This window comes from Leptospira johnsonii (assembly GCF_003112675.1).
Taxonomy (GTDB): Bacteria; Spirochaetota; Leptospiria; order Leptospirales; family Leptospiraceae; genus Leptospira_B; species Leptospira_B johnsonii.
The window spans coordinates 1-11,105 of record NZ_BFAY01000007.1; the positions used below are offsets into that span (position 1 = coordinate 1).

General features: G+C 40.4%; 13 protein-coding genes and 1 other RNA gene. 5 read left to right on the forward strand and 9 right to left on the reverse strand.

Annotated elements, in window-relative coordinates:
• The first annotated feature begins 249 nt into the window (after window positions 1-249).
• The 3 genes from LPTSP_RS05525 to LPTSP_RS05535 all read left to right on the forward strand — a co-directional run bounded on the left by LPTSP_RS05525 (window position 250) and on the right by LPTSP_RS05535 (window position 3,038).
• Entirely contained in the window at window positions 250-1,017 is a 768-nt protein-coding gene (locus tag LPTSP_RS05525) for a helix-turn-helix domain-containing protein (protein WP_108927835.1), read from the forward strand.
• Between the two features lie 44 nt (window positions 1,018-1,061).
• Window positions 1,062-1,889, forward strand: a complete 828-nt coding sequence (locus tag LPTSP_RS05530; protein WP_108927836.1) for a sterol desaturase family protein — start codon at window positions 1,062-1,064, stop codon at window positions 1,887-1,889.
• 138 nt (window positions 1,890-2,027) lie between these two features.
• The gene (locus tag LPTSP_RS05535) at window positions 2,028-3,038 is read left to right on the forward strand and encodes a patatin-like phospholipase family protein (RefSeq protein ID WP_108927837.1); all 1,011 of its coding nucleotides are present in this window, start codon (window positions 2,028-2,030) and stop codon (window positions 3,036-3,038) included.
• A 3-nt stretch (window positions 3,039-3,041) separates the two neighbouring features.
• Here the strand turns inward: LPTSP_RS05535 and LPTSP_RS05540 are convergent, their stop codons facing one another.
• Window positions 3,042-3,878 (reverse strand): RNA polymerase subunit sigma-70, encoded by an 837-nt coding sequence (locus LPTSP_RS05540; RefSeq protein WP_108927838.1) that lies wholly within the window; start codon window positions 3,876-3,878, stop codon window positions 3,042-3,044.
• A 305-nt stretch (window positions 3,879-4,183) separates the two neighbouring features.
• On the opposite strand from LPTSP_RS05540, the gene LPTSP_RS05545 reads away from it, so the two are divergent.
• Window positions 4,184-4,573, forward strand: a complete 390-nt coding sequence (locus LPTSP_RS05545; protein WP_108927839.1) for a hypothetical protein — start codon at window positions 4,184-4,186, stop codon at window positions 4,571-4,573.
• 21 nt (window positions 4,574-4,594) lie between these two features.
• On the opposite strand, the gene LPTSP_RS05550 is transcribed toward LPTSP_RS05545, so the two are convergent.
• The gene (locus LPTSP_RS05550) at window positions 4,595-5,158 is read right to left on the reverse strand and encodes a SelL-related redox protein (RefSeq protein ID WP_108927840.1); all 564 of its coding nucleotides are present in this window, start codon (window positions 5,156-5,158) and stop codon (window positions 4,595-4,597) included.
• 76 nt (window positions 5,159-5,234) lie between these two features.
• Between LPTSP_RS05550 and LPTSP_RS05555 the strand changes: the two genes are divergently transcribed.
• Window positions 5,235-5,945: a TerC family protein gene (locus LPTSP_RS05555; RefSeq protein ID WP_108927841.1), complete on the forward strand. Its 711-nt coding sequence runs from the start codon at window positions 5,235-5,237 to the stop codon at window positions 5,943-5,945.
• Here LPTSP_RS05555 and LPTSP_RS05560 read toward each other — a convergent pair.
• From LPTSP_RS05560 to LPTSP_RS05590, 7 genes are all read right to left on the reverse strand, one after another.
• Window positions 5,905-7,353 carry a peptidase C69 family protein gene (locus LPTSP_RS05560; RefSeq protein WP_108927842.1) on the reverse strand — a complete coding sequence of 483 codons (1,449 nt, stop codon included), beginning with the start codon at window positions 7,351-7,353 and terminating at the stop codon, window positions 5,905-5,907. The genes LPTSP_RS05555 and LPTSP_RS05560 overlap by 41 nt on opposite strands.
• 50 nt (window positions 7,354-7,403) lie before the next feature.
• Window positions 7,404-8,591, reverse strand: a complete 1,188-nt coding sequence (locus tag LPTSP_RS05565; RefSeq protein WP_245915474.1) for a PP2C family protein-serine/threonine phosphatase — start codon at window positions 8,589-8,591, stop codon at window positions 7,404-7,406.
• Between the two features lie 100 nt (window positions 8,592-8,691).
• Window positions 8,692-9,114 carry an acyl-CoA thioesterase gene (locus tag LPTSP_RS05570; protein WP_108928179.1) on the reverse strand — a complete coding sequence of 141 codons (423 nt, stop codon included), beginning with the start codon at window positions 9,112-9,114 and terminating at the stop codon, window positions 8,692-8,694.
• A 79-nt stretch (window positions 9,115-9,193) separates the two neighbouring features.
• Window positions 9,194-9,769: a hypothetical protein gene (locus LPTSP_RS05575; protein ID WP_245915475.1), complete on the reverse strand. Its 576-nt coding sequence runs from the start codon at window positions 9,767-9,769 to the stop codon at window positions 9,194-9,196.
• A 94-nt stretch (window positions 9,770-9,863) separates the two neighbouring features.
• An RNA gene (gene rnpB, locus LPTSP_RS05580) (RNase P RNA component class A) lies at window positions 9,864-10,254 on the reverse strand.
• Window positions 10,255-10,407: 153 nt separating this feature from the next.
• Window positions 10,408-10,716 (reverse strand): LIC_10461 domain-containing protein, encoded by a 309-nt coding sequence (locus LPTSP_RS05585; protein WP_108927845.1) that lies wholly within the window; start codon window positions 10,714-10,716, stop codon window positions 10,408-10,410.
• On the reverse strand, window positions 10,710-11,084 hold the full coding sequence (locus LPTSP_RS05590; RefSeq protein ID WP_108927846.1) for a Bor/Iss family lipoprotein: 375 nt from the start codon (window positions 11,082-11,084) through the stop codon (window positions 10,710-10,712). The genes LPTSP_RS05585 and LPTSP_RS05590 overlap by 7 nt, the downstream gene beginning before the upstream one ends.
• Window positions 11,085-11,105: the final 21 nt, after the last annotated feature.

Consider the following 11,105-nt stretch of genomic DNA (forward strand, 5'->3'; position numbering starts at 1 on the left):
AAAGATCTTGTTAGATCCCCTTAGGCTCATTCCTTCCCAGGCGAACTCCTTCAGGCGTAAAGACCATATTAATTACGTCGCTCAACCGGTCAAATAACTTTTGTGAAAATTGATTTCGATTTTTTCTCTTTTGGAGAAAAATCTAGGACGAATTTTCTCGATTTCATTCGAAATTGATCTAAAAAAATATCAGCTATTAGGCCAACTTTGCCGAGAGGTTTTCCCTTTCGTTCTCAATAACTTTTTTCTATGAAATCAAATCTATATATCTGGCCGGATAAAGTTTTATATTCGGGAAAACATTTCGAAACGGAAAGCCATAAACATTTTCTTGCCCAGAGCATAGTAGGAGTTCATGGCCCAATTCACGTTGAATTAGAAAATTCTAAAGTATCTTCCGACTTTGTTTTTATTCCAGGAAACACCACACATAGAATAATAGAAGGCCCAAAAAACAATGGAGATAACCTGATATTACTCTACACGGATCCTCATTCTAAAATATCTGCTGCTTTGGAGGCTGAATACAATCAGCCGGAAAATCGAACAAATAGAAACATTATAGAAAAATTGAAAGAATATGGAGGAAGAGAATTTGATCCTTTATCCTTGGATAATTTTCTCTCCGGATTTCATCGTAGCAAAATAAAGTTCGAAATTCCTAAAATAGATCCAAGGATCATACTAACGCTTGAGCTTCTCAAGAATTGGGATTTCGAAAAGACCCCGGACCTTAAAACTTTCGCAGAAAAAACAAAACTTTCCCCCGGAAGATTCACCCATCTATTCTCTGAGTCTTTAGGGATCCCTTTTAAACGATTCGTTCTTTGGACTAAACTCACTAAAGCGGTCCTCGCATTAAAGGCAGGAAAAAATCTGACTGAAGTCTGTCATGAATCAGGGTTTTCGGACTCCGCTCATTTTAGTAGGACGTTTATGGATATGTTCGGAGTAAATCCCTCAAAATTTTTAACGGATAGCCGCTCCGTTCAATTGTATATATTCGATCCGGTATAAACTTCCTTTTAGATTTTTTCTATAGGATTGATTACCAGATTAAAATGTTTCGATACCTGATTTACCCTACCTTTTTCACAGGAGCTTCCACAGTATTTTTTCTGCTGATCTCCTTGGATATAAACTCTCTAATTTCTTCCTTAACAAGTATTCTGGCTTTAGGCTCTGTCGTGTACTTTTTGGAAAAGCTTCTCCCCTACGATCCTAACTGGAACAGGAATATAGGGGATCTATCTGCGGATATACTCCACAATCTAGTGAACTTTCTTTTGATTTACTTAAGTTTTACTTCCTTAAAATTTTTCAGGTCCATAATCCCCCTTCCTTCGGTTTGGCCGGAGAATCTGCCTTATTTCCTTCAAGTATTGTTGGCGGGATTATATGTCGATTTTGGAATGTATTGGGTTCATCGTCTCAGTCATTCCTTTCCTTTTTTATGGAAATTACATTCGGTTCATCATAGCTCGGAGAGATTGTATTGGTTGAACGGAGAAAAAAGGCATCCTATTCATGCAATTCTGGAAGGAAGTCCCGGAATTCTTCTAGTTCTTTTATTAGGAGCATCTTCCGAGATTGTATTAGGCTGGCTGACTATCCTTAGTCTTCACCTTATGTTCCAACATGGAAATATGGATTATAAGGCAGGAATCTTAAAGAAATTTTTTTCAGTGGCAGAACTTCATCGTTGGCATCATAGAAAAAAATATAGAGAAACTCAGGTAAATTACGGAGCTGTATTTTCCTTTTGGGATAGAATGTTCGGCAGTCTGCAAAAGGAAGAAGGTTTCGTAACAGGAGCAGCAGTCGGTTTAGAAAGAGAGAAAAGTTTTCCGAAAGATTATCTGGGACAGTTAACTGAGCCGTTTCGATGATTTTAGAAATTATTATCTTATGTGCATGCGGTATGTTGCAAAAAAGTTTCGCTTTCGAGGGAAAAAGCCGATTCAAATTTGGGATTTGGAAGTTCAAGTTTCTTGCAAATGGAGAAGGATCGAAAATTTTATCTTTAGATGAGTTCGTATTTTTCTCCTGGGGAATCGGAACAATCGGGAATGATTCTCGGTTTGCCTAAGGCAAAAAAAGGTGCAAGAGCATTGGTTGTCGCAGGCGGCGGAATGAAAGGCTCCTTTGCGGGCGGAGCTTTATATGCGATCAACCAAGCGGTGCCTTCTACATACTTCGATCTAATTTTGGGAGTTTCTTCTGGTTCCTGCGCTGCAGCTTATTATACTACGGGCTATGAAACGGACCATGCTGACGGCTTGAAAATTTTGGACATTTGGAGAAAAGAACTCACAGGCAGCCAATTGATCTCTCTTTTAAATCCTTTTCGAGGCAAAACCATTCTAGATCAGGAATATCTAATAGACTACTTATTCGGAACTAAGTATAGGCTTCCTTCCGAATATCTGGAGAAAAAGGAAACTTCCCCTTTCTATGTAGTGGTTACGAATCTCGCGAAAGCTAGAGCCGAATATGTCAAGGCCACCGCTTCTAATGTTCTGAATTTATTGAAAGCGGCTACTTCTTTGCCTATCGCCACCAGAGGAAAATGGAAATTGGGTGGGCAGTATTACGGTGATGGAGGGATCTCCGACCCGATCCCAGTGGAGTCTGTAATCCAAGCTGGTTATAAGGATATTACGGTAGTCTTAAATAGTCCCGAGGATGAATTTTCGGATCCGATCCCCGGTTTTCAAGGTTGGCTTTCTTATCCTTCTAACAAAAAACTTTCTCATATGATCACTAAGGTGCATCATACAATGTACAATCGTGCCGTTCGCATCATCCATTCTCCTCCTAAGGGTGTAAAGATCAGAGTGATTTCTCCGGAAGAATCGGAACTGAGCATGGTCACCACAAGTTCCAAACTTTTGAATCGTTCCGTTTCCAAAGGTATGGAAGCAGGTCAAAGATTGGTCGCGAACATGATCGCAGAAATTTCCGGACTCAAAAACAAATCCAAACTTTTAAGAAAACTTTTTCTTCCTACGATCCGGCCGGACAAAGGGAAAAGCTGATCATTAAGCGGCTTCTGAAAATCCGATCTTTTTTAGTTCTTCTTTTCTTTTTAATTCGGAAACCGCGAAGTAATAAGTTTTTCGGACAGAATGTTCGCTTAAGCCTAAATACCAGCCTATCTTTTTGAAACTTTTTTCTTTCGTTACTGCCCCCGAGACTTCGAGTATTTGCCTTCTGGAAACTTTCCATCTTTCTAAATTTTCGAAACGATGGATCTGCATGTTTTGGTAGAGTCTGGAAAGTTTTTCGTTTAGCTCTTTCTTCCTGAGCCAGGATTTCCTTTCTTCTTCTATATCTTTCACATAATAATCTTTCAGTTTCAATTTTTTCATTTTTAGTTTTGAGTAGAATAATCTGAATTCTTTCAAGCTTAAAGGGATCCTATGTTTTAATTTGAGGATAAGAGAGGCGATCGGATCCATTTCGGAAAGAATGGTTCGGACCAGAAGAGAAACTTCCTGGGTTCGGCTCAATATTTCTTTCGTGAATTCGGACCTTGGGTCGTAAAATCTTTCGAATCCATCGGACAGGATCTCACTTCTGCTGAGTCGGATCTCTTTTCTTCTCTGGTTAGCAATTAAGTTTTTTGTATATGTTGTGAAAAACGCGGGAAAATTGGAATACCCTCTTTCTTTGAAGAGATGTAATACTTCTTCCGCGTCCAAAACCAACTTAAGAACGATTTCGGAGCAGGAGTCTTCGTCTAGATTGTATCTTCCTCTTGCGAGGGCCCAGGCCCAATTCCATGCTTCTTTTAGAAAATTTTCGGAGTTCCCTTCTCTAAAATAAAATTCGACGGAAGAGATAAGTCTTTTGTCTTTTTCGGATAATTTTTCCATGATCGGATTTCGATCATTGTAGATCCGATCTTCTACAAATATAAAAATGGAACCGTTCGCCTTAGAGCCTAAATTGGGAGCTAAGACGAACTTTTTTGGATTTTTTTAATTCGCGATCCCTACAGTAAGAAGGTTCCGGGAAAAGAGGGAAGAAATTTTTTTACAAAATGAAAACTCTCCTTATTCGGATAATAATGTCCCTTAAGGACGAAAAATGCAATATGAAACTAAATCGCAGCAACTTAGGTCGCAATAGTAAATAAAAGTAAGGAACTAAAAACAAACTCCCGCAAGAGGCAAACATTATGAAAAAACTGATCTTACATTCTGCATTAGCACTCGTATTAACAGGAGCAGCATTTGCACAACCAGGTGGACGTCCGCCAGGAGAAGATCCCTGTAAAACGGAAAGACAAACCTATTGCAAAGATTCCAGACCGGGCCCGGAAACGGATCGTTGTCTAAAAGAATATATCTCAAAACTATCAGAGACTTGCAAAAATCATGTAAACGAAATGATCTCTCGTTTCGAAAAATTCAGATCGGCTTGTGCTGCAGATGACGAAAAATATTGCAAGAACATAGAACGTGGACCTGCTCATATGAAATGTATGAGAGAAAACGAAAGCAAGTTATCTTCTGCATGTAAAGCAGCACTCCCACCTCCTCCACCTGGAGGCGGACCTAGAATGTAAAAAGAGGCGCTCGCAGAGGCATTACGCCGGCAAAATCCCTGGATCGTATTCATCCGTTGGCAAAGGAGTACAACCAGGTATTTTGCTCCAGTCGGGTTCGTCTCCTATATGGCGATACGAATGTGTCCAGAGGATCCGATCCTTCAAAACTAAAAACACACCAGGCATTCTAAGTAGATGTCTTCCTTGGACTCCGTAAAAATTTCCTTTTGCAAGCGCTCTTACTGCGCTAACCCAAACTTCTGGGCCTGCTAATTCGATTAAGTTACCTTCATGCACTTGGAGCTTCTCATAAAATGAAGCACTCGGGTTTGAGATCGCTTTTGCTTCCGGCCAGAATCTGGCGAAAAATTCATCTCCTTCTCTTACCGAGTCGGGATGGACAAACAAAATTGGTGGGAATGCAGCCATTTCGGAACTGAAGACGCGAAGATCTTCCACTGTTTCTCTACAAAATATACAACCAAGATGACGTAGAAAAACGACCAGACTAGGTTTTTGAGGAAGATTGTCCCCGAAGCTTAGGCCGGTTAAATTTCTTCCTTCGACCTGGGATTCCAAAATTTCTTTCGGTAGGAATTTCATCTCTCTTTCAAATCTTCTACGATGCCGGAAAGGAAATCGATTGCTTTTCTAGTCCTTAGACGAATTTCTTTCTACAATGGATTTGCATCTTGTAGACGTAATAGTCTCTCTTCTGACCCTAACTGTAATGGAAATCGTTCTAGGGATTGATAATATTGTGTTTCTTTCCATAGTAGTCGGTAAACTTCCTAAAGAACAACAGGCAAGCGGCCGCACGATCGGACTTGTAGCGGCATTAGGTTTTCGGATCGGATTGCTGTTTACTGTAAGTTGGCTTGCCAGTCTCACAAACGAACTTTTCCAAGTGGGAAATTTTACAGTCACCGGAAGAGATCTCATCATGCTGGGTGGGGGACTTTTCCTAATGGCCAAAAGTACTAGTGAGATCCATCATAAAATGGAAGAAGGTGAAACTGATTTGGACACCGGATCTTCTCCTTCCTTTTTTAATGTGATATTACAGGTCATCATTCTGGATATTATTTTCTCAGTGGATTCTATCATCACTGCAGTCGGACTTTCCGGAGATCTGATGGTCATGGTTCTTGCTGTAGTCATCTCGCTCGTAATTATGCTGATCTTCTCAGGGAAGGTAAGCGATTTTATCAACGAACATCCTACCATGAAAATTTTAGCTCTTTCCTTTTTGATCATGATCGGAGTTATGTTATTTGCAGACGGTTTACATTTCCATATTCCAAAAGGATATATTTATTTCGCCATGGCATTTTCCCTGCTTGTGGAGTTCATAAATATGCGGGTTCGTAAGGCAAATCAATCCCCTTAAGAACTCTGGAGTTGATCCTTGCTTTTCGGTTCCAGATCGCCCAGCTTAGATTATAAAGTGGAGAAGACCAAAAGTTCGGAAGAATATTTCCGTTCACCGCAAGTTCCAACACTTGGTTTCTCCACTTTCGGTAAAGTTTATCCGCTTCTTCCGAAGCCTCTTTAGTAATCGGATCCAGAGACAAGTTCCTGCTTAAACCCAGAGTATATTCTACTTTTTGAATATATTTCTCCTGCTTCTCCTTTAATTCCGCGCTAAAGATCGAAGTTGCCTTATCATAATTTTTCAGACAAAGCCTGTATAAAATCTCATGATTCCACCAGAGGGAAGAATCCGGACTGGTTCCAGGTTGTACAATACTTCCCTCCAAGAAAGTTTTTCCAGGAATGGAAAATGGAATAAAAACGGACAATGAAGGAATAGAACAGCCGGTCGCCCAAAACTGAGAATATATCGGATTTGTATCTAGTTCGGCTACGAAGGAAGAAGTAGTCTGATTCGGAGAAAAAGGACCTCCCGCGTGAAGACAAACGGAACCCATACCTGACTGAGCTGGAGAATAACCAATACTTTTAGATGGAAACCCTCCTTGGCTGATAGAAAGTGGAACACTTCCCTTTTCTTTACCTTCTAATCTTAGGATCTGCATCGCTTCCTGAACACCCAGCTTAGAACCGAAAAATTTTCCTCCATTAGAAACGATCTCTCTTCGAACTTTACATTTACTGAAACTAGTAAACAGAGAATCTGAGAATGCTTCCCTAAAGGAAAACGTCTGCCCCTTCTTCAACCAACCTTTTGCTCTTGCAAAATCGATGGCATGAGAATGTAAACCATCGTAATCGGATTCCAAGGTCAGACCGTTGGAGATCGCATAAAAACCTTTGATTTTCTTCCAAGCCCAATATCTGTCAGCGGTTTCCAGAACGTAAGCTTCTTTAGGATCGGCGATGATAAAACTATTATGATAGAAGAAGTCCCGATTCGAATAACCGCCACATGCATCTTGGCCGAATCTTTCTAAATATTCTATGATCAGATCTCTTGCATCCGCTGCAGTATCGGAACGTTCCAGGCCCAGACGTAAGAGATCCATTCCGGTAAGACCATCATTCTTCTTTTCAATCTTGAGTTTAGTAAATACTGCCTCGTTACCGATCACTACTCCCTTTGAATTCGCTCCCATCTCCGCTCCCCAAATATGAAGAGGACGAGAGATCAAAACCTCTCTGGTTTTTTTAGATGTTGGAACATCGATAAAGGTAAGTCTTTGTTGGCTTTCCTTAGAAATTCTTTCAGGAAATCTTACCAGGCATTGGGGTTCATTCGGCTCTCTGTCCGAATTTTTTCCGAAGATCATTTTTCCGGAAGAAGTGGAATCCGGAGTGGCCACGAAAGTATCGCACATAGGCAGGGATACTAACTCTTCCCACAGGAAGAGCAAGACGTTTTTTTAGTTTAAAGAACTTCCAAAAGTAACATGGTCATATCGTCTTTCGGCGGAGAAGAATGTAGGCCCAGAATGGCTTCTCCCAGAGAATCCAAAAATATTCTGCCGGAAAGAGATGTATAATCTCGGACCAGATCCAAGAATGATTCGTAACCGAAAAATTCTTTTTCTTCAACATAAAACTCGAACATTCCATCCGAGAACAGTAGCACTCTATCTCCAGGCTCTAATAAAATTTCATAATCTCGATTGAATAATTTAGGAAGGGCCAGAAGAACTGTTCCTTTTCCGGTTAATTCTTGGACAGAGCCGTCGGACTTGATCAAAACTGCAGGGTGATGACCCGCATAAGAATAAGTTAGGCTTTTTTCCTCTCTATCCAATCGCATATAAACTGCGGTAATAAAAAATCCGCCGATCATAGTCATCAAAGACTCATGGATCAAAGTCAGCCCTTTTGAAGGAGTTTCCGCAATAGGAGCAATTGTCTTAAAGGCCATTACCGCCATCGCAGAAACCATTGCGGCAGAAACTCCATGACCCGCAGCATCCGCAAAAAAAAAGTCAAGCTCCCCTTCTTTGCCCAGATTCGTTTTGATTAGATCTCCACCCACACTTTCCAAAGGTTTAAAATAAGAATAGATCCTAAAATTTCCAGCTTCCGGAAATTCGAGATCCACGAGGCTCTTTTGGGTTTTTTGAGCGATAGATAATTCTTCTTCGATATTGATCTGGAATTTCTCCATCTGTACGTCAGCTTCTAATAAGGTTTCGAATGTTTTCATTCTAAAGCCGATCACAAGAACGGACAAAATTCCGGAAGAAATGAGACCGAAATAATACATCCCTACATCTATCTTAGGATCTTTTACATGTATACCCACAAAGAATGCGATCGCTATAAAAATAAGAAGGACCGGGATTAGTACCCTTCGGTTGTTAATGGAAACCCCGGTACTAAATACAACGAGTATCAATCCGAATAGATAACCCAAATACAAACCGTTCACATACAAAAGATAGAATGAATGAATACTCATCACCGCGAAGTGAAAGAGTAAAACCGACTCGCTGTATTTTTTAAAGTTTTCGAATTTAAAACTTAAGAATAAGGAAGTGCAAATTAGCGTAACATGAGCGACTCTGATCCATTTCGGATCGTAAATTCCCTGGGAGGAGGTATCACCTAACAACAAACCAAATCCCGCGAAAAAAAGAAAAAGAGACATCGCGAAACGAAATCGCGAAAGAGATTCCTCAGATAAAAATTCTTTTACGCTTGTGATTGCAGGCGTTTCATTTGTTTTGTTGGAAGAATTGTTCCTTATAGACATCTGGAATCGCCGCCGGTTTTCCGGTAGAAAAATTAAACCATAACAGTTCCGCTTTTCCAGTCAACACGCATTCCCCAGACTGATTCCACATGGAACAAATGATAGAAAAAGATCTGTTCTTAACGGATTCCAATTTCACTGAAATATCAATCGTCTCAGGAAAACGAACCTGCTTTCTGTAATCCATTTCAATATGAGTGAGAACCGGCCCGCCTTCCATAGGCTTTTGAGGAGATTCCCAAAGCCCCATATCGTCAAAGTAAGAGGCCCTTGCAGTTTCGAAATATCTTGCATAGACCACATTATTCACATGACCAAAGGCATCCATATCTCCCCAGGCTACTTTTTGTTGAACACTGTATGAGTATCTTTCCGGTTTAGACATAGTGCTAGAAAAATGGATAGGATCAATTCTGAAAAGGAAAGAATTTAAAGTAAAAAGTGATTTATGAAAAGGTTTGTAATCAGGACTTTCTGGAAAACTGTTTGTATTTCTGAAGCGCTTCTTCATACAAATTCGGCGCAACCGACTCTTCTAAAGCGGAAAGAAAAACTTCGAATCCGGATAACAGAGTAACAACTTCTATCTGATACTTGCTGTCGTTTAGAAAGAAAGCGGATCTTTCAAATCGAACAGATTGAATATCCTTCCAGAGTATTCTTTTATGTTTTCGGAAAATTCCTTTGGATAAGATAGCATCTTGCTCTAATATGATCCTATAATTCTTACAGTAGAGTATAAGTAAGACCCCTGCCAAAAATAATAGGAAAGAAACCAAACATAAAATTGGATCCGGAAAACTTAAGGCCCCATTCTTCTGAAAAGTAAAATAAATATCTCCTAAAAGAAGGACAGGAACCAAGCAGATTAGAAAGAAACCGGCAAATCTATAAAATACAGGCAGCCTCAAATAATGTTTGGATTTTTTTTGGAGCCGATCCGTATGTTTTATAAAATATTCGAACGTATATGTAAGAGAAAAAGCAAATGCTGATCCAAATACTAAAATGAGAACCGTCTCTCTTGTTAACCATTCCATATTTATAATATTCATATAAGGACAGTGGAAGATTGCCTATAGTCGCTTCGCTCCTGAAGGTGGATAAATCCTATCTAAAATAAAAAATATTGCCATGGAAGATCCACCTATAAGCCGGATTTTGTACTCTTGCGAGCGATGATCATTTATCTTGGTCTTTTAGTTACCGAAAAGACTCTTTGCTCTCTACCCGCGGCCCTGCAGAACCTACGATGGCCGCCTATTCGAGATTGCACCCGGGAGGGTTTACATTGCCCGCTTTTTTACAAAAGCGGCGGTGGGCTCTTACCCCGCCATTTCACCCTTACTAGAAAACTAGCGGTATATTTTCTGCTGCACTTTCCATATCCGGTTTCTTACGATCCCGAACTCCGGGAATTACCCGGTCCCGTGGTTCTATGGTGTCCGGACTTTCCTCACAAACTTCCCGAATGAGGGAAAACCCACTCGATCAGAAAAGAAAGCGCGACCATCCGGCAGACCTTCCAAAACGAGTTTAGAAAAAATCCATGCAAATGCTATTCGTTTTTTCCGAAAGATCAGCTGTATTTTCAAACAAAGCTGCTATGCCAGGAAGATCTTATTAGCCTAAAAAAGAATTATTTAATCTAACCGGTCTCGTATGGAAAACGACAATCCTAATTTTTTTCGCAGAAGGATTCTAAGGTCTTAGTGGAATAGATCCCCCCGATCAGCCCATGAATCACAGAATCCCAGATCCCGGTGATAATTTTCACCTCAGGAATTTCTTTGGGATTCGGGCAACTGAACTCAATGGGGTCCGAAACGAAATAATACCCTGCAACTAGACTTCCCTGCCTAGCGGATTTCATTTCCTGGGTATTAGGCTTAAATACTATGGATCTGGAATCTTTCTGGAATGTAAGAACGGTTTTATGGCATCCCAATAAAACCACAGCGAGAAATATTAGAATTCGTTTCACCATGGATAACACTCCACTTCCAGAGTTTGGGGAGAATATATCCCTATAGTAGACTGCTCAAAGAATACGTCCCAAAACGTCATGTACTGATGTACTGACTTAGGTCCTTGGGGACAAAGAGAAGCGAGATTTACCACCTTTTCGTTCGGAAAAAGGCCCATTAGATAATAATGGTCCTTCATGCTAAAAGTTTCTCCGATCTTTCCTTTGGTATTTTTCTTTCGTTGGTCCAAAGCAGTTTTACATTCCGAGCTTTCCGCATAGGCCAAACATGCTTCGGGGGGAATGGCAGGATACGTTACCCAGGCATGCCTGCAATTAAAAGCGAATAGGATCAAAGTAAGGATATGTAATAAAGTCCGATTGCTCATATAGTTAATCCTCCCTGGAAT

What these genes read in the sequence shown, in the direction of transcription:
- LPTSP_RS05525 (WP_108927835.1), top strand. Translation starts at nt 250, where the DNA reads ATGAAATCAAATCTATATATCTGGCCGGATAAAGTTTTATATTCGGGA.
- LPTSP_RS05530 (WP_108927836.1), top strand. Translation starts at nt 1,062, where the DNA reads ATGTTTCGATACCTGATTTACCCTACCTTTTTCACAGGAGCTTCCACA.
- LPTSP_RS05535 (WP_108927837.1), top strand. Translation starts at nt 2,028, where the DNA reads ATGAGTTCGTATTTTTCTCCTGGGGAATCGGAACAATCGGGAATGATT.
- LPTSP_RS05540 (WP_108927838.1), bottom strand. Translation starts at nt 3,878, where the DNA reads ATGGAAAAATTATCCGAAAAAGACAAAAGACTTATCTCTTCCGTCGAA.
- LPTSP_RS05545 (WP_108927839.1), top strand. Translation starts at nt 4,184, where the DNA reads ATGAAAAAACTGATCTTACATTCTGCATTAGCACTCGTATTAACAGGA.
- LPTSP_RS05550 (WP_108927840.1), bottom strand. Translation starts at nt 5,158, where the DNA reads ATGAAATTCCTACCGAAAGAAATTTTGGAATCCCAGGTCGAAGGAAGA.
- LPTSP_RS05555 (WP_108927841.1), top strand. Translation starts at nt 5,235, where the DNA reads ATGGATTTGCATCTTGTAGACGTAATAGTCTCTCTTCTGACCCTAACT.
- LPTSP_RS05560 (WP_108927842.1), bottom strand. Translation starts at nt 7,353, where the DNA reads ATGTGCGATACTTTCGTGGCCACTCCGGATTCCACTTCTTCCGGAAAA.
- LPTSP_RS05570 (WP_108928179.1), bottom strand. Translation starts at nt 9,114, where the DNA reads ATGTCTAAACCGGAAAGATACTCATACAGTGTTCAACAAAAAGTAGCC.
- LPTSP_RS05575 (WP_245915475.1), bottom strand. Translation starts at nt 9,769, where the DNA reads ATGGAATGGTTAACAAGAGAGACGGTTCTCATTTTAGTATTTGGATCA.
- LPTSP_RS05585 (WP_108927845.1), bottom strand. Translation starts at nt 10,716, where the DNA reads ATGGTGAAACGAATTCTAATATTTCTCGCTGTGGTTTTATTGGGATGC.
- LPTSP_RS05590 (WP_108927846.1), bottom strand. Translation starts at nt 11,084, where the DNA reads ATGAGCAATCGGACTTTATTACATATCCTTACTTTGATCCTATTCGCT.